General features: G+C 62.6%; 29 protein-coding genes. 6 read left to right on the forward strand and 23 right to left on the reverse strand.

Going from position 1 to position 22328, the window contains the following annotated elements; translation table 11 throughout:
* Positions 1-128: 128 nt before the first annotated feature.
* The 5 genes from AC07NV_RS21780 (at position 129) to AC07NV_RS21800 (ending at position 6606) form a co-directional block, all read left to right on the forward strand.
* A complete protein-coding gene (locus AC07NV_RS21780; RefSeq protein WP_495168479.1) occupies positions 129-1520 on the forward strand; it encodes a hypothetical protein in 1392 nt (463 codons plus the stop codon).
* Positions 1521-1616: 96 nt separating this feature from the next.
* Positions 1617-2339, forward strand: coding sequence for a flagellar biosynthetic protein FliR (locus AC07NV_RS21785; protein WP_495168480.1), 723 nt, complete (start codon positions 1617-1619; stop codon positions 2337-2339).
* Positions 2336-3415 carry an EscU/YscU/HrcU family type III secretion system export apparatus switch protein gene (locus AC07NV_RS21790; RefSeq protein WP_495168481.1) on the forward strand — a complete coding sequence of 360 codons (1080 nt, stop codon included), beginning with the start codon at positions 2336-2338 and terminating at the stop codon, positions 3413-3415. Before AC07NV_RS21785 ends, AC07NV_RS21790 begins: the two co-directional genes overlap by 4 nt.
* Positions 3416-3425: 10 nt before the next feature.
* Positions 3426-5462 (forward strand): flagellar biosynthesis protein FlhA, encoded by a 2037-nt coding sequence (locus tag AC07NV_RS21795; protein WP_495168482.1) that lies wholly within the window; start codon positions 3426-3428, stop codon positions 5460-5462.
* A gap of 22 nt (positions 5463-5484) precedes the next feature.
* A complete protein-coding gene (locus tag AC07NV_RS21800) occupies positions 5485-6606 on the forward strand; it encodes a tetratricopeptide repeat protein (protein WP_495168483.1) in 1122 nt (373 codons plus the stop codon).
* Positions 6607-6639: 33 nt separating this feature from the next.
* On the opposite strand, the gene AC07NV_RS21805 is transcribed toward AC07NV_RS21800, so the two are convergent.
* Genes AC07NV_RS21805 through AC07NV_RS21915 form a run of 23 tightly spaced genes read right to left on the reverse strand, consistent with a single transcriptional unit; the run spans position 6640 to position 21876 of the window.
* On the reverse strand, positions 6640-6996 hold the full coding sequence (locus tag AC07NV_RS21805; protein ID WP_495168484.1) for a hypothetical protein: 357 nt from the start codon (positions 6994-6996) through the stop codon (positions 6640-6642).
* Positions 6997-7007: 11 nt separating this feature from the next.
* On the reverse strand, positions 7008-7571 hold the full coding sequence (locus AC07NV_RS21810) for a tetratricopeptide repeat protein (RefSeq protein ID WP_495168485.1): 564 nt from the start codon (positions 7569-7571) through the stop codon (positions 7008-7010).
* Between the two features lie 14 nt (positions 7572-7585).
* Positions 7586-8332: a sigma-70 family RNA polymerase sigma factor gene (locus AC07NV_RS21815; protein WP_495168486.1), complete on the reverse strand. Its 747-nt coding sequence runs from the start codon at positions 8330-8332 to the stop codon at positions 7586-7588.
* Positions 8329-9006 carry a flagellar type III secretion system pore protein FliP gene (fliP, locus tag AC07NV_RS21820; protein ID WP_495168487.1) on the reverse strand — a complete coding sequence of 226 codons (678 nt, stop codon included), beginning with the start codon at positions 9004-9006 and terminating at the stop codon, positions 8329-8331. The genes AC07NV_RS21815 and fliP overlap by 4 nt, the downstream gene beginning before the upstream one ends.
* A gap of 26 nt (positions 9007-9032) precedes the next feature.
* Positions 9033-9413, reverse strand: a complete 381-nt coding sequence (locus AC07NV_RS21825; RefSeq protein WP_495168488.1) for a hypothetical protein — start codon at positions 9411-9413, stop codon at positions 9033-9035.
* A 12-nt stretch (positions 9414-9425) separates the two neighbouring features.
* A complete protein-coding gene (locus tag AC07NV_RS21830) occupies positions 9426-9680 on the reverse strand; it encodes a FliM/FliN family flagellar motor switch protein (protein ID WP_495168489.1) in 255 nt (84 codons plus the stop codon).
* Between the two features lie 27 nt (positions 9681-9707).
* Positions 9708-10436, reverse strand: a complete 729-nt coding sequence (locus tag AC07NV_RS21835; protein WP_495168490.1) for a FliM/FliN family flagellar motor switch protein — start codon at positions 10434-10436, stop codon at positions 9708-9710.
* Positions 10433-11611: a flagellar basal-body rod protein FlgF gene (flgF, locus tag AC07NV_RS21840; protein ID WP_495168491.1), complete on the reverse strand. Its 1179-nt coding sequence runs from the start codon at positions 11609-11611 to the stop codon at positions 10433-10435. Before flgF ends, AC07NV_RS21835 begins: the two co-directional genes overlap by 4 nt.
* Positions 11611-12057 (reverse strand): flagellar hook assembly protein FlgD, encoded by a 447-nt coding sequence (locus tag AC07NV_RS21845; protein ID WP_495168492.1) that lies wholly within the window; start codon positions 12055-12057, stop codon positions 11611-11613. The genes flgF and AC07NV_RS21845 overlap by 1 nt, the downstream gene beginning before the upstream one ends.
* Positions 12058-12822 carry a hypothetical protein gene (locus AC07NV_RS21850; protein ID WP_495168493.1) on the reverse strand — a complete coding sequence of 255 codons (765 nt, stop codon included), beginning with the start codon at positions 12820-12822 and terminating at the stop codon, positions 12058-12060. It lies immediately after the preceding gene.
* Positions 12819-13271 (reverse strand): hypothetical protein, encoded by a 453-nt coding sequence (locus AC07NV_RS21855; protein ID WP_495168494.1) that lies wholly within the window; start codon positions 13269-13271, stop codon positions 12819-12821. The genes AC07NV_RS21850 and AC07NV_RS21855 overlap by 4 nt, the downstream gene beginning before the upstream one ends.
* Positions 13268-14584: a FliI/YscN family ATPase gene (locus AC07NV_RS21860; protein WP_495168495.1), complete on the reverse strand. Its 1317-nt coding sequence runs from the start codon at positions 14582-14584 to the stop codon at positions 13268-13270. The genes AC07NV_RS21855 and AC07NV_RS21860 overlap by 4 nt, the downstream gene beginning before the upstream one ends.
* Complete coding sequence (locus tag AC07NV_RS21865; protein ID WP_495168496.1) at positions 14581-15288, reverse strand: FliH/SctL family protein; 708 nt, start codon at positions 15286-15288, stop codon at positions 14581-14583. The genes AC07NV_RS21860 and AC07NV_RS21865 overlap by 4 nt, the downstream gene beginning before the upstream one ends.
* On the reverse strand, positions 15285-15689 hold the full coding sequence (locus AC07NV_RS21870) for a hypothetical protein (protein WP_495168497.1): 405 nt from the start codon (positions 15687-15689) through the stop codon (positions 15285-15287). Before AC07NV_RS21870 ends, AC07NV_RS21865 begins: the two co-directional genes overlap by 4 nt.
* A complete protein-coding gene (gene fliF, locus AC07NV_RS21875; protein WP_495168498.1) occupies positions 15679-16896 on the reverse strand; it encodes a flagellar basal-body MS-ring/collar protein FliF in 1218 nt (405 codons plus the stop codon). Before fliF ends, AC07NV_RS21870 begins: the two co-directional genes overlap by 11 nt.
* 9 nt (positions 16897-16905) lie before the next feature.
* On the reverse strand, positions 16906-17223 hold the full coding sequence (fliE, locus tag AC07NV_RS21880; protein WP_495168499.1) for a flagellar hook-basal body complex protein FliE: 318 nt from the start codon (positions 17221-17223) through the stop codon (positions 16906-16908).
* On the reverse strand, positions 17220-17654 hold the full coding sequence (gene flgC / locus AC07NV_RS21885) for a flagellar basal body rod protein FlgC (protein ID WP_495168500.1): 435 nt from the start codon (positions 17652-17654) through the stop codon (positions 17220-17222). The genes fliE and flgC overlap by 4 nt, the downstream gene beginning before the upstream one ends.
* Before the next feature lies 1 nt (position 17655).
* Complete coding sequence (locus AC07NV_RS21890; protein ID WP_495168501.1) at positions 17656-18000, reverse strand: hypothetical protein; 345 nt, start codon at positions 17998-18000, stop codon at positions 17656-17658.
* 10 nt (positions 18001-18010) lie between these two features.
* The gene (locus tag AC07NV_RS21895) at positions 18011-19066 is read right to left on the reverse strand and encodes a flagellar basal body P-ring protein FlgI (protein ID WP_495168502.1); all 1056 of its coding nucleotides are present in this window, start codon (positions 19064-19066) and stop codon (positions 18011-18013) included.
* Between the two features lie 59 nt (positions 19067-19125).
* Positions 19126-19710, reverse strand: a complete 585-nt coding sequence (locus AC07NV_RS21900; protein WP_495168503.1) for a flagellar basal body L-ring protein FlgH — start codon at positions 19708-19710, stop codon at positions 19126-19128.
* A complete protein-coding gene (locus AC07NV_RS21905) occupies positions 19707-20381 on the reverse strand; it encodes a hypothetical protein (RefSeq protein WP_495168504.1) in 675 nt (224 codons plus the stop codon). The genes AC07NV_RS21900 and AC07NV_RS21905 overlap by 4 nt, the downstream gene beginning before the upstream one ends.
* Positions 20382-20389: 8 nt before the next feature.
* The gene (locus AC07NV_RS21910; protein WP_495168505.1) at positions 20390-21163 is read right to left on the reverse strand and encodes a flagellar hook-basal body protein; all 774 of its coding nucleotides are present in this window, start codon (positions 21161-21163) and stop codon (positions 20390-20392) included.
* Positions 21163-21876, reverse strand: a complete 714-nt coding sequence (locus AC07NV_RS21915) for a flagellar hook-basal body complex protein (protein ID WP_495168506.1) — start codon at positions 21874-21876, stop codon at positions 21163-21165. Before AC07NV_RS21915 ends, AC07NV_RS21910 begins: the two co-directional genes overlap by 1 nt.
* Before the next feature lie 160 nt (positions 21877-22036).
* On the opposite strand from AC07NV_RS21915, the gene fliQ reads away from it, so the two are divergent.
* A complete protein-coding gene (fliQ, locus tag AC07NV_RS21920; RefSeq protein ID WP_495168507.1) occupies positions 22037-22306 on the forward strand; it encodes a flagellar biosynthesis protein FliQ in 270 nt (89 codons plus the stop codon).
* Positions 22307-22328: the final 22 nt, after the last annotated feature.

Genomic DNA, 22328 nt, shown 5'->3' on the forward strand with positions numbered 1-22328 from the left:
GGCCGTTACGATACGCCGCGATTGTAAAGTCGCCCCATGGGCAGCGCCGTCGATGCCCGCGTTTCCAGCGTGAAGTTACGCAGTTTTCTGTCATTCGCTGGCGCACACCCAACAGCTGAGGTTGCCGCATGATGACGCCCCATTTCGTCGACGACCCCATCGCCTATTTCTCCAACGATGGCGCCGCGATGCACGCGCTGTCGCCCGCCGAGGCCGAGCCGCTCCAGCAGCAGGCGCTCGCCTACCGGCTCACCCAGTTCCTCCCCGCCATTCCGCCGCTCGCCGCGCTCGCCGATGCGCAGGGCCTCTCCGCTGACATCGCGCTCGACGATGCGCCGAAGCTCTTCTTCCCGCACTCGATCTACAAAAGCTACGACCCCGCCTGGCTGAACGCGCTCGATTTCCCGCAGATGAGCCGCTGGCTTCAGGCGTTCACCACTGTCGACCTCGGCCTCGCCGATGCGCCGTCTTTCGCGACCATCGACGCCTGGCTCGATTGGCTCGAGCGCGAGCGCGGGCTCGATGTCGCGCACAGCACCGGCACGACGGGGCGGCTGTCCCTGATCGGGCGCGCGATGGACGATGCGGTGCAGCGCCACACGCGCAACCGCGTCGGGTTCGTCGACCTGATGCGGGCGAACGGGATGGTCGAGGACGAGATGTGGTATCACATCCTCTGGCCCGGCGCCGCAGGCGGACGCTCGGCGCAGCAGAAGATGGCCGATGGCGCGCGGATCATGAGTGCGAAGTCGCGCGCCGACTTCACTGCGCTGTTCGACGACGATCTGGGCGCCGATTACGAACTCTACGTCGTCCGCGCGCGGCTCGCACGCTCGCAAGGGCGGCTCGACATGCCGCCGCCGTCGCCGCATGTCGCCGAAAAACTGGCCGAGGCTGAGCATCGTCAGTTCCACTTCGCCACCTATCAGGACCGCATGCTCGACACGGTCGCGGATCGGCTCGCTGGACGGAGGGTGATGATGATGGGCAGTCCGCACGGACTCGCCGCCATCGCGGCGGCGGGCCTGCAACGCGGCGTCGGCGGTAACTTCGCGCGCGGTTCGGCGCATATCACTGTCGGCGGACTGAAAGGCCTTAACGCGCCGCCCGAATATGAAACCATACTCGACCGCTTCCTGGGCCCCTCGTTCGCGGTCGAGGGCTATGGCGCAAGCGAGATGAACACCGGTTATCTCAAATGCCCGGCCGGGCGTTTCCACGTGCCGCCGTGGGTCGTCATGTGGGTGCTCGATCCTGCAGGCGGCTGGAAACCGCGGCCGCGCGAAGGGGTTCAGGAAGGGCGCGGCGCTTTCCTCGACCTCGCTTTTGCCAGCGCCTGGGGCGGCCTCGTGACCGCCGATCATCTCTTGGTCGACTATCGCCCCTGCGCTTGTGGCCGCGTGACGCCGTCGATTGGTGCCACGATCCGCCGCGTTCAGGATCGCGACGACGATTATGGTTGGATACCTGCCGCGCCCGGTGCGATCGATGCCGCGCTCGACATGCTGAGCACCGCATAATTGCAGCTGAAAGTGACCGCTTGACCGCCCGGCTGCGAGGTTCAATACCCTTGTTTTATGGGGGCTTGGGTCGATTCGCTAGAGGCGTCTCTATTGGTGTCGTTGCGGCTCGCGCCCGCGCTCGCCTTTGCCCAGCCTTTTTCTCTCATGCGCATTCCTGTCACCGTTCGCGTGTTGATCGCGGTCGGCCTTTCGCTTTGGCTTGTCGATGCGCGGCCGGCACTGACCGCGGACCGTCTGGCGGGACAGAATTTCATCGGCCTGATGGCGGGGGAGCTGGCGATCGGCGTCTCGATCGCCCTTGCATTGCAGCTCGCTTTTGGCGCGATCCTATGGGCGGGGGGCGTTCTCGATTTCCAGGCCGGATATGGTCTCGCGACATTGGCCGACCCGACCACACGCGCAGAAATGCCGCTGGCGGGCACCGTTCTGGTCTATGGCGCGGCAGCCCTCTTTTTCACGACCGGTGCGCAATATGACCTGCTCGCGCTATGGGTTGCTTCGGTGGAAACATTGCCCGTCGGCTATGGTGTCCTGACCCCCGACATGGCGGCGCTCGGATCCTATATCGGCACGGTGTTCATCCTCGCCATCGGCCTCGTCGGTGCTGCGATGCTGGCCATTTTCCTTGCCGATATCGTTATCGCCTTTCTTTCGCGCACCTTGCCGCAGATGAACGTCTTGTTGCTTGGCTTCCAGGTCAAGGCGATGCTGCTTCTCGTCACTTTGCCGTTGGCTATCGCGTTGGCTGGCGCACTTTTTCTCCGGATATTGCGGCTCGCCGTCACCGCGCCGACCAGTTGGTGGAACGTCGGGTGAGCGAAGGGCAAGAGCAGAACAAGACCGAAGAGGCGACGCCCTTCAAGCTCCGCAAGGCGCGCGAAAAGGGGCAAGTCGCGCGCGGAATGGACCTCGGGTTCGTTGGCAGCCTTCTAGCCGTGACCGCGGTGGCGCTGATTGGCGGACATGCCTATTTTTCTCAGCTTGCGGCGACGTTACGCCAGTCCTTTCTCGGCGGTGTCGCGACGGCAAAGGGGCCCGCGGAGGCTGTGAATCTGGCACAATCGCTCTTCTGGCTCGCGCTGCAGCCGCTCCTGGCCCTGGGCGTCGCCATATTGATCATCCTCGTCACTCTCGATCTGATCCAGCTGCGCGGCTTCTTCTTTACCGCCCAACCGCTCAAACCCGATTTCCAGCGCCTCAATCCCGCGAAGGGTTTGAAACGGCTTTTTTCGATCCGGATGCTGAAGGAAACGCTGAAGAATATCCTCAAGATGGTCGTCTATTCGGTGGCGGCATGGCTCGTCATTTCGGCCGCCGTGGACAAGTTCGGCCCGACCATGTCGGATGCCGGGCGTCTGGCCGTCGCGATGGAATCGAGCGTCATGCGGCTCTTGTTCGTCTTCATCGCGCTCGCATTCTTTTTCATGATCATCGACCAACTGCTCGTTCGCCGTGAATATCAAAAGCAGATGCGGATGAGCCGCCGCGAGCTGACCCGTGAAACCAAGGACCGCGAAGGCGAACCGCGTTTCAAACAGAAGCGGCGAGATATTCATGCACAGATGCGCGCGCAAACCGAAGGGCTAGGCAATGTTGCGGGATCGGACATGCTGATCGTCAATCCCGATCACTATGCCGTCGCGCTGCGCTATGATCCGCAGACGATGAGCGCACCCGAAGTGCGGGCAAAGGGGCAGGGCCATTTCGCACAATTGATGAAACGAAAAGCCCGCCTCCTGGGCATCCCGATCATTCCCAATGTCGGACTGGCACGGCAACTCTACGCCGATTGCGCCTCCGGGCAGCCCATTCAGCCGCATCATTTCCATTCAGTGGCCGCCATTTATCGCTCCTTTGCCCAGGCGGACATCGCGTCGCCGACGACAGCTTAAGGTTACAAAGATGTTCAAGGGTATCTTCCAACGCAACAAGGACCTCGTGCTCGTTTTTGGCACCTTGATCATCATCCTCATACTCTTCTCGCCCATCCCGCCGGCGATGCTGGATTTTGCGATCATCCTGAATTTCGGCTTGGCTTTCACAATATTGTTGCTGACTTTTTATGTCGGCAAACCGGTCGAATTTTCCACTTTCCCTTCGTTGTTGCTCGTCACCACTCTTTTCCGCCTGTCGCTGAACGTTGCGGCAACCCGCCTGATCTTGACGGGAGCCGATGCTGGCGACGTGATCGGTTCGATCGGCTCTTATGCGGTGCAGGGCAATTTCGTCATTGGGCTCGTCGTCTTTACGATCCTTGTCGTCGTCCAGTTTGTCGTCGTCACTTCGGGAGCGCAGCGGGTATCCGAAGTCGCGGCGCGCTTCACGCTCGATTCCATGCCGGGTCAGCAGATGAGTATCGATGCCGACCTCAACCTGGGTCTCATCGACCAGCATCAAGCGCAGGCGCGGCGCGAGGAACTGGAACGCGAAGCCTCCTTCTATGGTGCGATGGATGGCGCGAGCAAATTTGTGAAGGGTGACGCGGTCGCCGGGATCATCATCCTTCTCATTAACATCATCGCCGGCTTCATCGTCGGTATCGTGACGATGGGGATGAGCTGGCAGGAATCGCTGCAGCGCTTCACTTTGCTGACAATCGGCGACGGTATCGCGACCCAGTTGCCCGCGCTCATCATTTCCATCGCGACCGGTATCATTGTCACGCGGTCTTCGGCGGACCGTCAACTCAGTACGGAAATCTTCAGCCAATTGTCGTCGGTTCCGCGCATCCCGTTAATCGTGACGGGCATCTTGCTGACGTTGATGCTTCTGCCGGGCATGCCGAAATGGCCGATCGCGATCGTCGGTATGGCCGGCTTTTACGCCTGGATGCGGATCCGGCGTCTGGAAAAGGCAGCGGTCCAAAAGGGCGACGAGGACGATGGTGCGGCCTCGGCGATAGGGCGCCTGCCTCCGGCGATTGAAATTCGCCTCGGCGCCGAGTTGATGGACCGCTGGGAGTTGCGTCAAGATCTTCTTCTCGACCGGATCGCGGCCGGGCGGGCGGGGCACGAGCGGGTATTCGGGATAGCCCATCCGGCGGTGCGGTTCAGCGGGTCGACGGAAATCGGCGGTCTCGATTATGAAATCGCGATCCAGGGCGTCGCACACGGCAGCGGGCAGATTTTCCCCGACCGCCAATTGGCGCTGCGATCGAACCCCGATGCGCCAAGCTTGCCAGGGATCAACGGCCGTGACCCCGCCTTTGGCATAGCGGGAACATGGATCGAGGAAGGGCAGGTCGCCGGCGCGCGCGATGCCGGTTATAGTGTTGTCGATGCCGAAACGGTGTTTATCACGCATTTTTCGGAGATCATCAAAGCGGAAATGCCGGCGCTGTTGACCCGCGCTCAAACGGTCGAACTGCTCGATCAGGTCCGCGAGCGGCAGCCGGGGCTGGTCGAAGAACTGATCCCCAATGTGATGACGGTTTCGGACGTCCAGCGCGTACTGCAGATGCTCCTTCAGGAACGCGTCTCGATCGCCAACATCGACCTCATTCTGGAAACGCTGGTCGACGTGGGGCGCGGCGAGCGCGACCCCGCCGAACTGGTCGAACGGTTGCGGCAGAAACTCAGCGTTGCGATTTGTAACGGGTTGCGGGGGCATCACGAGGACCTCGCCGTCCTCAGCCTCGATCCGCGTGCCGAGAACCGCATAATCGCCGAGGTGGGGGCGGCCGGCACCCATAATCTGCTCGGGATCGATCCGAGGCTCGCCGAGCAATTGTTGAAAGGATTGGCGCCGCTCGTCGACCGGATGATCCGGCAGGGCCGTGCACCCGTGCTCCTGTGCGCGGGGCCGCTACGCCGGACGATGGCACGTCTCACCCAGCGCACAATGCCGCAACTTTCGGTGATATCGGTGGAAGAAATTCCGCTTCGCGTCTCGCTAAGCTCGTTCGACGTCATTAAACTCGAACCTGCTTCGGCCAGCTGAAACAGACGACAGGGATCGGCCCATGACCATGACAAAAAGTGAAGCAGAGGTGCGGCTCGAACAATTGCTCGGTTTCCTGGAACAGGATCCCGGCAATCTTCGGCTGGCGGCCGACTGCGCCGAGGCCGCACTGGGGGCCGATCGTGCCGAACTGGCCCGCAAAATTCTCGAACCGTTCGCCGCTTCGGATAGCCTCGACGACGGCAGCCGCAACATCGCCGGCATCGCGTCGATGCGTTCCGGCGACCAGGTCGTGGCGCAGCGGCACTTCGCGCGGCTGTTATCCGATCATCCCGACAATCAGGCGGTCCGCTTCAATCTTTCCTGGAGCCAGGCACTGGCGGGAGACCATGCGGCGGCGCGCGATACGCTCGGCGACGTGGGCGAGGGTGGATTGCCGCAAGCGGCGATGCTCGACCTGCAGATACATCATCATCTCGGCGAATTCGACGCGGCCGAAGAAAAGCTGGACGACTATCTCGCGCGCTTTCCTGACTATGCACCGCTGGCCGCAGCGGCATCTGTCCTGGCGATGGACATCGACCGCGCCGACCTCGCGCGGCGCTGCGCCGAAAAGGGGGGCGAGCACCCCGATGCGCTCTCGACGCTCGGCACGCTGGAACTCGGCGAGCAGCACATCGACGAAGCCCGCACGCTCTTCGCGCGCTCGCTCGAAACCAGACCGGAAAACCCACGGGCTAGTGTCGGTTTCGGCCTTGTGGAGCTGGCGAGCGGCAATAGCCATGCTGCACTGCCTTTCCTCGATCGCGGCGCCGAACAATTTGGCGACCATCTTGGCAGCTGGCTGGCCGCGGGCTGGGCCCACCTGCTTGCCGGGGATGCCGAGACGGCGCGGTCACGCTTTGAAACGGCCTTGGAAAAGGACGATAATTTCGGCGAAGCACATGGCTCGCTGGCTGCGCTCGACGCCTTTGCAGGCGACTTTGAGACGGCCAGGCGACGGCTGGAAATTGCGCTGCGGCTCGATCGCGAGTCCTTTTCGGCGGCGCTGGCTGCGATGATCATCGCGGCGGCAGACGGCGACAACGACAGGGCACAACGGATTTTCGATATCGCCGCCAGCCAGCCTTTGACCCCCGACGGCAAAACCTTGGCTGAGCTGCTCGTCGGTATGGCGCTCTAGGGTCCTGACCCTAGCCGCCGCCACGCTCCCGATTTAGCGTTCGCGAGCACTCTGCAAACCGCGTCGTACCTCCTGTATCGCGGCAAGCAGCTCTGGATCGTCGCGCATAATCTGCCAGGTCCGGTCGACGACCGATTGAAAACGGGAATCCTGCGCGACTTCTTCGCCGAACTCACGTGACAGCAGGGCTCCGACCAGCAGGCGTTCGAACTCGCCATCGGGCAGGTCGGACAGATTCGACAGGGCTTGTAGCCGGCTCTTGTCGGTTGCGCGCGTTTGCCCACCGCGGCTCGACTTGCTGGTTGATCCGACCCGCTTGTCGCGGTTCATCCGTTCCAGTTGGTTCCGGACCAGGGCCATGACCTGGTCGACATTTCCGATCATCACCAAGGCTGCGGCGCCTATTGCAGCGTGCCGCTGCCGCCGAAGCGATTCAGCAGCAAGCTCGTCGCCGACATTTCGTCATCGCCATTGCCCTCGTTGCGTTCGAGCAGCTTCCGGCATTCGGCGATCAACAAATGGATGTCGTTGTTCATCGGCGGGTTTTCGTTGTTGAGCGCGATGCCCGCCTCGAACCGCGAGATCGCCTCGACAAATTCGTCGCGGATCAAGTGCGTCATGCCTTCGACGAACACGCGCAAATAATTGTCACGCGGTGCAGCAAGCAAGGGCCCCCAGGTCGACAAGGCACGGTCGGGTTCACCCGACGTCATTTCGAAAAAGCCGAGTTGGTAACGGGCAAGGGCAAAGGCCGGCGCGAGTTCGAGCGCGCGGCTCATCGCCTTATGTGCTTCGATCGCGCGTCCTTTTCCGGCGAAGATCGACCCCTGCATGAAATGCAAACGCGGATCATCGGGATAACGCCGGATCATCGCGCCGACATGATCGTCGTCGCCGCGGTCGATGCTCTCGATCGCCTGGATCAGGTCCGCAATTTCTGCATCGCTTGCCAACGCGTCTGCCATTCTGCCGCTCCCTCTCAGCCAATCCGTGACATCTGCTTGCGGAGCCGTTCCAGCCCTGCAGCGTGCAATTGCGATATTCGACCTTTGCTCAACCCCATGAGGATTGCAATCTGTTGAAACTGCAGGCCTTGACGATAATGTTGCTCAATCACGAAAGCTTCCTTGTCGGGCAAATGGTCGAGGCGTCGACCGAGCTCGCCGCAGAGCTGGCGCCATGCGAGCGTGTCATAGGCCGATGGTTCGCTGGCGGGCAGATCGTCGGGCTCGACCTTCGCCTCATCTTCCAGAATCAGACCTATGGCAATCTTGGCGGCCATTGCCGCCAGCCCGTCGATCGACTTGACGGCCCCGCTTTCATCTTGGTCGCGTAGCGATCGCAACCGGTCGCGCTCGACGCGGCGGCGATAGCTATATTGGGCGCTCGCTTCACTGGCTTTGATCAGGGCGTTGCGGATATGCCCTTTGATCCGCAACCGGGTAAAAGATTCGAAACGCGTACCGAGTTCAGGCGTGAACCGGTCGATGGAATGAAGCAGGGCTTCCACCGAAAGCTGGTCGAAATCGCCCCGATCCAATCCCAGATTCGGCATGCGGCGAGCATGGTCCGCGGCCAGGCGGCGGGCATAGTTTTGATAATGCCGGAACAGCGCGAGCCTGGTCTTCGCCGATCCGGCTTCCAAATGATTGCGCCACAATGCGGCAACCGCGCGCTCTTCGTCGACGAGCAGGGCCAATCCTTTGCTCGCCGCCGTCCTGGTCACGAAAAGCTTCCCAAAAGCCCCTGCATGATCAGGCTCCAGCCGTCGATCAATACGAACATCAACACTTTGATCGGGAGCGATATGGTCGCGGGCGGCACCATCATCATGCCCAGCGCGAGCAGGATGCTCGATACGACCAGATCGATGAGCAGGAAGGGGAGCAAGACGACGAACCCGATCGTGAAAGCCACGCGCAGTTCGTTGAGCATGAAGGCGGGGATCAGCTTCAGCATCGAAATGTCTTCGGCGCGCTCGGGCAACGGTGTTCGCGCGACGACATAGATCATCTCGATGTCGCTTTCCCGCGTATGCGCCAGCATGAATTCCCTGAGCGGCGCCGAGGCGCCTTCCATCGCCTGCTGGGTGGTTGCGCGGCCCTCAAGATAGGGTTGAAGCCCGTCCTTGTTGACCTGGTCGAGTGTCGGACCCATCAGAAAAAGGCTCATGAAGAGCGCCAGGCTGGTCAGCACGACATTGGGCGGGGTCTGCGGCATGCCGAACGCGTGCCGAACCATGGCGAGGACGATCACGATACGCAAGAAACTGGTCGTGCTGACGATGAGCGCCGGGATGACGGCAAGCAAAGTGAGCAGGAGTGCGGTGCGCGTTACTTCGGTCTCGACGCCCGGCGTCGTCGCCGCTAGCGCAGGCATCGCTACCAACGCCAAACCCATTGCGGAAAGGAGGAGGAGCACCCTTTTCATGGGGCGGGTTCGCCAACTATCGGAGCGTCGTCCAGACGATCGAGATTCTGCGCGCCTTGCGGGCCGGTATGGACCAGGTAACGTCGCTGGCCGCAGCGCAGGATGATGAGTTGGCCGGTGGCGGAAACACGCAACCGGCGCTCGATCTCCAACGGCTCCGAATAACCGGCTTGCGCACCTTGCCCGAACTGGTCGAACAGCTTGCGAACATTGTTCGGCAATCCTTGCCGCGCCCGCAGCCACAATATCGCGCCGACGGCAAAGGCGATGCAAATCAGAAAGGCGATGACAATCCGCGCCCAGGGAATGACCGGCTCGGCCTTCTCGCCAAAGGCATGCGCAGCACGGGCAGTCGTCAGTAGAAACGAAATCGACATGGGTTCGGCGCGTCAGCCGATTTCGGTCAGGCGGATCGCGAACCGGTCGTCCACGGTTACGACCTCGCCGCGTGCGATGACCTTGCCATTGACACGAATCTCTGCCGGATCGGCGGGCGAGCTATCGAGCACCAGCGTCTCGCCGGGCGCCAGCTTGTCGAGCTGCCCGATCGTGATGCTGCCACTGCCCAGGATCGCCTCGCAGATCACCTCGACATGATCGACGAGCCGCTTGCGATTGCCGCTGTCTGCCACAGCATCAGGCATGTCATTCTTGTCCTTACTCGGCATTCGTCATTCCTGCATGGTTAGGGCCAAGCGATCGCCGCCCTCGTCGATTTTAAAACAAAGATTGCTGAGCCGGCCGGCGACAGCCAGGTGAAGCGGCGCGCCGATGCTTTCATCGAGCAATAGCAAATCCCCGACTTCCAACGAGCCGATCTGCTCGACAGCAAGCCTTGCCGATCCGATGCGCCCGGAAAGCGGTACCGGCACATCGTCGAGTGCCTCGCGTATGGATGTCAGTGGTGACTTCGCCGCTACGGAGAGGAAACTCGCGCGCGCTACCGCGGTGAGCGTCACCTGGCTTAGCGCTATCGCGAGCCACGCTTGTTGGCCGCGTCCGATCGTCAATCGCCATATGGGCTGTGCGGGTCCATCGGCCGCCGCGGATCCCGAAGGCGCTATCGCGCCGACACCCCGGGCCAGATCGTCGACAATGCGACTGCCCAGCCGGCGCAGGAACCGCAAATCGGTATCGGTCAGGCCTTGCCGAGGCTTTTCGCCCAGCGCGGCAAAGGCGAGTTCCAGCAAGGCCTTCGGCTTGGCCTGTAACTGGAACGATCCTTCGTCACATATTACCGACCAGTCGAGCGAAACGCCCGCATCGAAAGCGTCGGCCGGACGCCAGCCAGCCGTGGCGAACCAAGTTTCCGCCCATGCTCCAACAACTGCAGCGAACGGCTGGGCCACACGGCTTTCGCGTAGTGCCGTCGTGGGAATCCAGGGGCGGCCAGCCTTCATCCTTGGCCTCTGATACCGAACAGCTGCTGGATCATATCATTGGTCACGCTGATGATCTGTGACGAGGCCTGGAATCCGCGCTGGATAAGGATGAGGTCGCCGAACTGCGCGCCCAGATCGACGTTGCTCGCTTCCAGGCGACCGCCCTTGATCGTACCGACCCGCGTATCTTCGGCGGGAAGATATTGGCGCTGTCCCAGCCCGGTATAGACGAACAGGGAGCGGCTGCGCTGCTCGAGCGCTTGCGGGTCGCGGAAATCGGCAACTGCGATCGCGCCGAGTTGCTTCTTTTCCTTGTTGGTATAGGCAATTTCGATCTCGCCCTTTTCGTTGACCTTGACGGTGGCGATCGACCCCGTTGCGTGACCCGCGACTTTGGCGGCGCTCAAGGACGACACCGTCCCGGTCGAGAAGGATTTCACATTCTTCGAAAAATCGAAGGTGATCGACAGCCCGGTGGTGCTGTCTGCGAACAGCAATTCCTTGGTATCGTCCGCGACGTTCTCGCCTACGAATTTCAGCTCCTTGCTACCAATTTCGCGGCCCGTGGCGTCTGTCACCTTCACCGTCCACTTGTCGAACACGGTTTCGGTACGTGAGAAATTGATCGTCCAGCGGGACTCGTTCCCGCGCGCGTCATAGACTTTGACATCGGGGATGGTGTGGGTCGTGGCGGTACGCGAAAGATTGTCCGAAAAAGTGATCCGATCCGTCACGACCGGCGGATCGGTCCGGCTCGTGTCGATATTAACCGCCGTCGGGCGGCCCGAGCTGTCGAGAACCGCCAGCCGGTATTCGGTGCCCTGCAGGACGATATAGCCGTCGTCGTCAATCTCGAAGCTGCCGGTGCGGGTATAGAAATTGGAGTCGCCGTCGATCAGGGTCAGGAAACCATTGCCGTCGATTGCCAGGTCGAGATCGCGGTCGGTCTGACGAATCTCGCCCTGTTTGAAGTTGATCGAGCGCTCGCTGATGGTCACGCCGTGCCCGCCGTTCTCGAACGCGTTGCTATAGTCCAACCCGCCTTGGCTCTGTCGGCCGAACACATCGGCAAACGTCACGTCGCTCGCCTTGTACCCGAGCGTGTTCATGTTGCTCACATTGTTGCTGACGGCCTGCAGGCCCTTGGAATAGGCACTCAACCCACTCAACCCGATATAGATTGAACCGAACATCAGTTTGCCTCCCTGATTTGGCTGACATTGGCCAGCGGCAATTCGCTGATCGTGACGCCCTGCGTGGTTTCGATCGTTAGCGTGGCGGCCCCGTTCACAAAGGCGACCGCCTTCACCTTGCCGCTCAGCGTCCCCTCGCGCGACTGAAAGTCCACGCGCTTTCCGAGCAGGCTCGCGGCCTGTCCGGTGGTTTGCGCAGAAACCAGCGTGTTCATCCCGTCGATCAACTGCTGCCCTTGCTGGATCTGCGAAAATTGGGCCAGCTGGGAGACGAACTGGAAATTGTCCATCGGCTTCAACGGGTCCTGATAGGTCAACTGGGTCAGGACGATTTTCAGCAGCGCGTCAAAGCTCAGGCCAAAAGCATCGGTTGCCTTCGAATTGGTGGCACCATTGCCCGATGGCGACGGCGAAGGGGTGGGCCCGACGGGGTTGACGGCTTGCATCTAGACGGTCCCCCCAGCGCCCATGATCCGGATCGTCCTTTCGTTCAGCCGAAGCGGAGCGAGTTCACGCTGCACGGTATCGGCCAGTGTTTCGCGTTCCTCCGCCGACAAAGTCACCCCGCGCAGCATAATGACAATTTCACGCGGCAGTGCCGTCACGCGCGCCGCGAGCGTGCTGGTTTGTAAAGGCGGCGGCGCAGCGGTTGGCTTCGCGGCGATCGCTTCGGTCAATTTGGTGATCAGCGGGAGCGGCTCGCGGCCGCCCGGCGCGGGCGGGGCCGCTGCCGGCATTCCGGTAGGGAGGGGCGCACCGCTGGGCCGGGCAGAGGCGGTTTCGGCGATCGCAGCCGGGCCGGACCTCGCCGTCAAATGTTCCGCGATGGCTGGCAAGTTCTGGGCCAGATGCGCGACCAGCTTCGCCAGTTCGGCATAGGTCGGCACGCTGGCTTCGGTGATCTTTGCGATCGGCGAAGGCTCGATACCTGCGTCGGTACCGCCTGCCGATTTCGTGCCGCCGGTCGGCGCAACGATCGGACGTGCGTCGAAACGTATCGCGTCGTCGCCGATTTTTGTCTCGACTTCGAACCGGCTATTGCCAGCTCCGACCACCAGATTGGGCACTCGGAAATCCGCCGCGCGATGCCCGTTCGCGCCGCGGAGCAATTCGGCAAAACCGCCATTACGGCCCTTTGGCTGTTGGAGAGAGGCCGGGAGGGACCGGCTCGCGGGCTTCGTGCCCGATGGAAGATTTGCTGAAACTTTCACGCCAGGCTTTCCCGCATCGCGAGCCGCAGGGACCGGGCTTCGCTCTCGGCCGCTTCGTCGAGCCTATCGGCTTCTTTCTTGTGCGACAGGCGGGCCTGGTCGGCGAACCATTCGGTACGGTGGCGCGCTGCCATCCATTCCGATCCGGCCTCATGCTCGTCCGATTTCGCTTCTTCGAGCGCCGCCGTGCCGCGAGTCAACGCCCGCTCATTGTCTCCGACAATCCAGGCCGCCAGCCTCAACCTGTCGAGGCAGAGCCGGTCTTCGGCGTAAACCTGCTCCAGCGCAATTTCGGCGGTCGAAAGGGCCTGTGCCAGTTCGCCTGCCTCGGTCGTTCGGCGATCGGTCAAGGCACAGGCGTTTTCGAGCGCACGCCGTCGTTCGAGCGCGGCGAGATCCTGGAGCATGGCCAGCCGGCCGAAGTGCGCCGGGGAACGGTGGCGGATCATTGGACCATGGCCCGAATCCGGCGCATCATGTCATCGGTGTCCGGGAGTGATGCGACCACGTCTGCCTCCTGGCGGAGGAACTCGGCAATATGCGGCTGCAATCGGATAGCGCGATCGATATCGGCGCTACTTCCTGCGCGATAGATGCCGCTTTCGATCATCGGGCGCGCATCGTCATGCTCGGCGAAATATTGGCGAACGCTTCGCGCCGCATCGAGCGCGGCCGCGGGCATCACCTGGTCGGCAACACGACTGACACTCGCGCCGATGTCGATCGGTGGGAAATGCCCTTTTTCGGCGAGGCGGCGTGACAATATGATATGGCCGTCGAGTAGTGACTTCATCAACTCGACGATCGGATCATCGACATCGTCCGACTCGGCCAAGACGGTGAAAATGGCGGTGATTTGACCGGCGCGCCGGTCAGCGCCGCACCGTTCGACATAATGGGGCATCGCCGCAAAAACATTGGGCGTATAGGAACGCAGCGTCGGCGGTTCGCCCGCTGCCAAGCCGATTTCGCGTAGTGCCATCGCGAGGCGGGTGACCGAATCGACGAACAATACGACGTGGCGCCCCGCCGCGCGCCACTCCTCCGCAATGGCCAGCGCCTGGTCCAGCGCCCGCACCCGTGCGGTGGCGCTTTCGTCGGACGTCGCCGCGACCAAGGTAAAGCGATTACCGCCTTCGCCTTCCAGATGCATGCGCCACAGTCGCTCGACCTCGCGGCCACGTTCGCCGATCAGGCATAATAGGCAATGGTCGCAATCGACACGGCCGGACATCTGTTCGACCAGCGTCGTCTTGCCGACGCCGCTTGCTGCAAAGACCCCGATCCGTTGGCCCTTGGCAATCGGGATCAAGCCGTCGACGGCGCGGATACCCGTCGAAACGCGTTCGGCAACGATCGTGCGATCAAGCTTGCCGGGCCTTGTGTCGCTGGCGGGTTCGTGCGCTGCGAGCGCGAGCGGGCCTTTGCCATCGATCGGCTCACCGAACGCATCGACCGCGCGGCCGGCGAAGGCATCGCCCCCTCTCAGCCGGCTGCGTTCGATCGCGCGAACGACTTCCGCGCCGATCTGGATCCCATCGGTTGGGCCCAGCGGCAGTAAACGAATCCGGCGATCGTCGACCGAGACAACCTGCGCCAGCATATTTCCACGGTCCTCGGTGGCGATGGAGCAAAATTCGCCCACCGAACAAAGCGGACCGAGCGCTTCGAGGCCATTTTGTGCGATCGACGAAACCTGCCCCGTGAACGCCCCGAGTTCGGTGCGCCGGATCAGGTCGATCGCGGGGTGATGGCGGGTCATGCCGACACAGCCTTGCGATAGGTTTGTTCGAGCGCGCCTTCGATGGCTGCCAATTGCCGCGGGATGGAGACGTCGAACGACCCGAGCGAGAGGTCGAAGATACAGGCGCCCGCCTCCAGTGCGGGATCGGCTTCGACTTTTGCGTGGGTACCGAGTTGCGGCAGCGCCGCGAGGGCATCGGCGTCGGGGAAGTCTATGGGGCTGACGCGCAATCCGACAATGCTGCCGCGTTGCAAACCCGCCGCATGGCGTCTTGCCGTTTCCGCAACCAGTCCGTGATACAGCGCCGGGTCGGCAACGACGCGGTCCAGCGCCGCGCGCGCGATGTCGATTGCAAGGTCGCGCTCTTGATCGACCTTTCGTTCCAATGTCGCCAGCGCCTCGGTTACCGCGCCTTGCAGAACCGCGATGCGCTCATGCTCGCGCGTCTCCGCCGCCGCGAGCCCTTCCTCGCGCCCTTGCTCGAAAGCCTCCGCACGGTCGATTTCATTTTGGTCTTGCGCCGTGCGTAGCGCCGCTTCCAGCGCCTCGACCTGGTCGATCAACGCCCGGACTTGCGCGCCCTGCTTGTCTTCGGCCTCTGCGGTGATGTCGTTCTGGATCGCGACCTGATGACGAGCGGACGCGACCTCGGCCGCGACCGACGGGGATCGAAAGGCTGCGGCGCGCTTCGCAATGGCGCTATTGCCCTTGATGAGCGTCATGGATTTCTTACCGTCTGCGGCGATAGGATCATAGCGCCCCAAGCGCGCAGCTGGGCGGCGAATCCGTGCGGCTCGGCCTCATCGTCGTCGAGAAGCGCGCGGTGGGCATCGACGATCGCGCGCCGCGCCGCATCGCTCAGATGCAATTCTGTTTCGCCATCGTTCGCGCAGGCCTGTTGCAGCAGTTCGGCAAGCCAGGGCGAATAGCCCGCAAATTGGCGTCCCGCGCGCCGGATCCGTTCCGCTTCTTGCTGCCGGGCTTCACCTTGTGCCGCGATGACGGCTTCGACCCGATCGCGCTCGGCGGGTGCCAACCGCGCCAGCACCGCCTTGCGGTCCCGGCGGCCAAGCTTGCCGAACTGCGTCAGCAGCGTGTCGAGGTCGATCGATTCAGCTTGCATCGCGGCCCTCGCGATCGGCTGCGGTCGACTTCAGATGTTCGGCAAAGGACTGAGTCTGTGCATCGTCCAGCCGGCGCCGCGGGCGCACGGCGAGCGCGAATATCGCAAGGAGAGCGACCAGCAAGGCCCAAGGGCGCCAACTGGTCCCGAACGGCCAGGTCGAAGCGGAACCGGCCGGATCGCGGCGAATGTCGGGAGCGGGCGGAGCCACGGGCTGCGGCAGGTCGGCTTGCTGGAAGGCCATGCCGATCGGGCCAACGGTAAATTTCAACGTGTCGCCATGTGCAGGATCCAGCCTGAGGTTGTCGGAGACTGCGGCGCGGATTCGCTCTTCGGCATCGCTCGCCAGGACCGCCGCCGTCCGAATCGACACATCGAGAATCATCGTGTCGCGGTCGGGCAATCCGCGGCCGGTTTCGGTGCCGTCGGCGCCCTCCGGCTGCAACGGCCGCCGGACGTTGACCGTTACCTCGAAACGGGTTCCCGGCGCGGTATCGCGGATCGCGTCGGATGCCTTGGCGGCATAATATTGGCCCAGTGCCGATCGTTCGTCGAGCGGTGCGCCATAGCCGTTGTCACCCGCGGGAGTCGGGCTGACCAGATCGCCATTTTCATCCAGAACCGACACGGCAGTCTGCGCCAATCCCGGCACTGCCGACGCCACCAGCCGCTGGATTCCCTCGATACGCTGCGGCGTCAGCGGCCGCTCCGCGATCATCTGTACCGTGACGGCCGCCGTCGGATCGCCTTGGCTTGCGCGGAAGATCGATCGTTCGGGCAGGGCGAGGTGAACCCGCGCAAACTCGACACCCTGCATCGTCATGATGGTGCGTGCCAGTTCGCCCTGCATCGCGCGCTGGAAATTGATCTTCTGGGCGAATTCGGTGAGCCCCATATCCGAATTGTCGAACAGTTCGAACCCGACAGTACCCCCCATCGCCACATTGGATCCTGCGACCGCAACACGCGCTTCGGATGCGCGATCCTCGGGGACAAGGACGTCATGGCCTTCATTTTCGAGGCGGAATGGAATTCCCGCCTTGTCCAGTTCGGCGACGATCGCCGACGCATCGCTTTGCCGGATATTCTGGTACGCCGGGATCATCGGCGTGCGAAGGAACAGGAAATAGGCGATCGACAGCAGGCCGACCGTCGCGGCGAGCAGGACGGCGATCAAGATGATTTGCTGGCGAGGAAGGTTCGGCATGATCGAATATCAAAGCTGCATGTTCATAAGTTCGCGATACCCTTCGACGAAGCGCTGGCGGACCTGCATGGCGAACTCGACCGACAGCCGCGCTTCTTCGAGCGCGATGGTCACCTGATGGAGCGGAACGCTGTCGTCGAGCGCAAAGCGGCTGACCATCTGATCGGCGTGCGCGACCTTGGCGTCCATCGACGCCAGACCTTCCGATACCAGGGTCGAAAAATCCACGGGCGCCGCAAGCTGGGGCGCCGCGGCCTGACGGGCGGGCGCGATCGCCGTCTCCATCGGGGTCGCGCCGATTGCCGCCACGGCTTCGATCGCGCTCATGCCTGACGACCGACCTGCAGCGCGCTCGAATAAATTTGCTGCGCTGCCGACAGGGCAACCAGATTGGCCTCATAGGCGCGGCTGGTCTTGATCATCAATGTCATCTCTTCCGCTTGGCTGATCGCCGGCATCGTCACAAAGCCGCCATCGTCGGCATGGGGGTGCGACGGATCGAAAATCCGCTGCGTCGCCGCGTTCGTTGCGGCGATGTCATAGACGGTCACACCGCGCTTTGGCGGTAGGGGCTGCCCCGGATACCGCGACAGGATCTGGGCAAAGCCTTCGACCGGACCCGACACCAGCCGGCGGGCTTGATACACGCCGCCGCCTGCGGTTCGCGTCGTGTTCATATTGGCGACGTTCTGGGCGATGACCTGCAGCCGTTGCCACTCGACGTCCATGCCCGAACGGCTGATTTGCATTGCTTCCATCTTATTGCCCACCCCTGACTGCCAGACGATTGAGCTGCATCTGGCGATTGAGAATGTCGGACAGCGCCGAGTAGCGGAGCGATGTTGCCGACGCGCTCGCCATCTCCAGATCGAGACGTACATCGCCGCCAGTCATCGCCTCGGGGGCTCTTTTCAGGCCGGGCTTGAAATCGGCCAAGGCATCGGGACCTTGCAGCGCAGCCTGTCGCAACGCCCCCTCGAAATCGACCGTCTGGAGATGGAACGACTGTGAGTTGCTGTTGGCGATATTCTCCGCGATCGCGGCCGCGCGCAGATAGAGGCCGTCCATCGCCTTGATTGCCAAAATTTCCGAAACAGACGACATGAATATTCCCCTATTGAACCACGATGTCGGCGTGCAGGGCGCCTGCCGCCTTGATCGCCTGGAGGATGCTGATGATGCGGCGCGTGCCGACACGCGAACGCGACAGGCCTTGAACGAGGTCGCCGACAGTCGTGTTGGGAAAGGTCAGGGTCGCGTCCTTCGTCCCTTCATCGACATCCAGCTTGGTATTGGTAACGATCAGGCTTTGCACGTCGTTGGCAAAGCCGCCGATGAAGCTCGGTTGGCTTGCGTAATTCTCGCTTGTGACAGTCACCCGGATGTCGCCCTGCGATACGACGACGCTTGAAATGCGCACGTCGGTGCCTGCGACGATCGTGCCCGTGCGCTCGTTGATGACGATCCGTGCCAGGCTATCGGGATCAACCCGCAGATTCTCGATATCGGCGACGAACATGGGGAGGGCGTTCTGACCGCCGGCAAAGCGGACGACGACCTCGTCGGCATTGCGGACATAGGCCATGCCGCTCCCCAGCCGGCCATTGATCGCACCGGCGATCCGCGACGCGGTGGTAAAGCTCGGATGGGTCAGGAGGAAGGAAATCTCGCCGTTGCTCTTCAGGATCTGCGCATCGACAGGCGCCTCGATCGTGGCACCGCCGGCCAGCACCGCGGTGGTCGGAAAATTGCGCTGTTGCCGGTTCAAGCGATCTTCGAAGTCATGGCCGCCAACGGTCAACGGTCCCTGCGCCAGCGCATAAGGCTGCTGATTGGGACCCATCAGCGGCGTCATCAGCAAGGTGCCGCCTGCAAGCGAGCGTGAATCGCCGATCGATGACACCACGGCGTCGATCCGGTCTCCCGGATTGGCCGATGCGGGCAGGGTCGCGGTGACGATGACCACCGCGGCGTTGCGGCTGTTGATCTGTTCCTCGGTGACGCTGGTGCCAAGGCGGCTCAACACGTTGCGCAGCGCTTGCCGCGTCACCTCGCTGCGGCGGGTATCGCCGGTTCCGGCAAGCCCGATGACGATGCCATAGCCGATCAGCGAGTTTTCGCGCCAGCCGTCGAACCGCCCCAGAGCCTTGATCGGCGCATCCTGTGCCACCGCGGCAATGGGGGAGGCGCACGCGAGTAGAGCCAAAAACGATAGGAGGAACCTGCGCATCAGCCGATTCCCAGGAAGCTGAAGATGCGGTTGATCAGGCCGGGCTTGGCGCTGCGGCTGACCCATCCCTTGCCGTCATAATTGATTTCGGCGTTGGCAATCCGCGCCGACAGGATCGAGTTGTCGCTCGTGATATCGATCTGGCGTACCTGCCCGCGCACGGCAATATTCCGCTGTTCGCCGTTGATCATCAGGTTCTGCTTGCCCTCGACGATGAAATCGCCGTTGGGCAGAACCTCGACCACCTTAGCAGCCATGCGCGCGATGAAGCGATCGCTCCGTTCGACCTCGCCACTGCCCGAATAACCGCCGCGCAAGCCGAGGTCTGCGCTCTCGTCGATCGAGCCGACCGAGATGCCGCCCGACAGGCTGGTGTTCTTGCTCGAATTGCTGCGGACGCGGTTGGTCGCGCTCGCGCTTTCCGATATCAATATCATGACGACGTCGCCGACCGAACGGGCACGATTATCGGTCGCGACCCCCGCCCATTGACCGCCGCGATAAAGTTGTTCGGCCTGCGCGGCCGACCCGAATAGCAGGGCGGCGGAAAGAAAGGCTGCGGAAAGAAGGGCGGGGCGCATCATCTGTCCTCCGGCGATGGGGCGTCGGCGAGCCGCGACGCGAGCAGCTTTCCGTCGCCGGTGCGCACGAAAAGGCGCTTGCCGTGGCGGCCCGGTTGCAGGCTCGTCACCGTGCGCTCGACCGTGACCGGCCCAATGCGGGTTCGCAGCACCATCGTTTTTCCAGAGGCGATCGGCGCGCGGTCATCTGGCCGCAGTCGTCCCAGATAGGTGCCGGCCGGAATGGTGCCGCGGGCCATGGCGGCGCCCGCGCCGGCGTCATAGCCCAGCCGGCGATCGCCGCCCTCTGCCTTGCAAGCGGCCTCGGTCACAGCATCGCGATCGAGATAGGTGCCCGCGGGGAGGTCGGTCCGCGCGGTATAGCAAGGGCCACCCAGGCGGTGTGCGGGACTCTGCGTCGCACCGCGCTCGACCCGGACGAGCCCGGCATGGCGCAATCGGAATTGGCCGCCGGGCACGCGGCTCCGCAACAGGCTGTGGCGCTGTTCCTCGGTCAGAACAATGTCTGCCACGCGGCTAGGCAATCGGGCGATGATCCGATCGCCACCCGAAGGTGCGATCGCGATGTCTGCGATCCGCAGGGCATCGTCGCGCAGGGTGATCGGGATGCCGGTTTCCGCATCGGGCTTCGCCGCGGCAGCGAGCAGAGCCAAAAGAAAGATCGATGCGGGCACCTGACGCTCTATCGCTTCAGATTGTTCGACAGCGAGGATATCTGGTCGGCCGCCTGGATGACCTGGGCGTTGGCGGCATAGGCGCGCTGGATCATCAGCAACTGGACCATCGCGGCCGAAAAATCGACGTTCGACTCTTCGGTCATTCCCTGCTCGATCGTGCCGGTTCCGTCTTCGCCGGCAACGGTCTCGGTCACGCGCGCGTCGTCGAGGGCGCGAAACAGGCCCGGCTTGGCGCGCTCGAGGCTGGCATCGCTGTCGACCCGCACCAGCATGATCTGGCCGAGTTCGACGGTATCGCCATCGGCGGTCTTTGCCGCCACCACGCCGTCGCGTCCGATCGTCAGTTGAGACGCGTCGTCGGGGACGGCGATCAACGATTGCAGCATGCCGCCGTCCGCCGCAGCCAGATATCCGTCGCGATTGACCATCAGCCGGCCGCCGCGCCACAGCAACGTCTGGCCGTCGGGGCCGGCCAGCTCGATGAAGCCGCGCCCGTCGACAGCGATATCCAGCGCGTTCCCGGTAGGCCGCATTTCGCCCTGCAAGGAGATCATGTCGCGCGCGGCAAAATGAACTCCGCCCGATTGCAGCGCATTCGTACGGGCGATTTCCTCCGCCCGGTTCACGGGAGCGGGGCCGCTTCCGACCACCTCGGCAAAGATCACATCGGAGCGCTTGAACGCTGGCGTGTTCACATTGGCAATATTGTTCGCCATGGTTTCGAGCGCGCGCTGCTGCGCACGCAGCGACACGGCAGCGATTTCCAACGCCTGGTTCATTATCCTCTCCTGCCGAATGTCGAGATTGCCTGGCCCACCAGCTGGTCATAGGCGCGCACCATTTGCGCACCGGCTTCGGCCATTCGCTGGGTTCGCACCAATCCGATCATTTCATCCGACAGGACGACGTTCGATCGCTCGATCATGCCCTGTGCGATTTCGCCCCGATCGCTCTCGCCGAGCATCAGCGCCTGATCGAGGCTCATGCCCGACCGGATGGACGCGGCGTCGATATCGTTTCCGATCGCATAAAGGCCGATATTCGCCACGGGGACGCCATCGGACAGCAGGGTTCCGTCAGGCAGAATTTCCGGGGTCTCGGTATCGAGCAGCAAGTCGCCGCCGCCCGCTTGCTGGACAATCCGGCCCTGCGCATCGACGAGGGCGCCTTCCGGGTCGCGCCGGAACTGTCCGCCCCGCGCCAGAAAGAAGCGTTCACCGTCGCGTAGCAGCACATATCCCTCGCCGCGGATCGCAAAATCCAGGCGATTGCCGGTTTCGGTCAGCACCCCAGGCTCAGTAAAAATGGCTGTTTGAGTAGAGGGAAGGCTGCTTCGCCCCAGCGCGCTATTGTCGATCGCACCGGCAATCTCGGTATAGGGAATTTCCCGTTTGTAACCGGGCGTCTGGACATTCGCGATATTCTTTGACGCAACTTCGATGCGACGCTCCGCGCCCGTAATGGCCGCCGTCGCTGCCTCAATAAGCCCCATGATTTTCTCGCCCCATCCCCAGACTCGGGGATCACCTAGTTTCATCTATTTTGCGCAACGGTCAAGCGGGATAATCCATTAATATACGAAGGGTTTTTGCAACTATACAGTGCCCGCATTTCCGCGCATATCTTGGCGCTAACTGTGGCAGGGCTGATTCATGTCTCCCGATCGGGCACTCGACTATCTCAACGACATGCTGTGGAACGCCGCGATCGTGGCGGGGCCTGTGATGGTCGCCACCCTGATCGTGGGCCTGATCATATCGGTGTTCCAGGTCGCGACCCAGATTCAGGAAATCACGCTCAGCTATGTTCCCAAGATTTTGACGGCCGGCATGATATTGATTTTGCTGGGCCCTTGGATGATCGCGCGCATGACCGGTTTTGCCCGCGATCTGTATCTGACGATACCCGCACTGGGCGGCTGACCTGGTCTCGCCCCCTTTGACA

The organism is Sphingopyxis sp. GW821-FHT10B01, assembly GCF_059415685.1.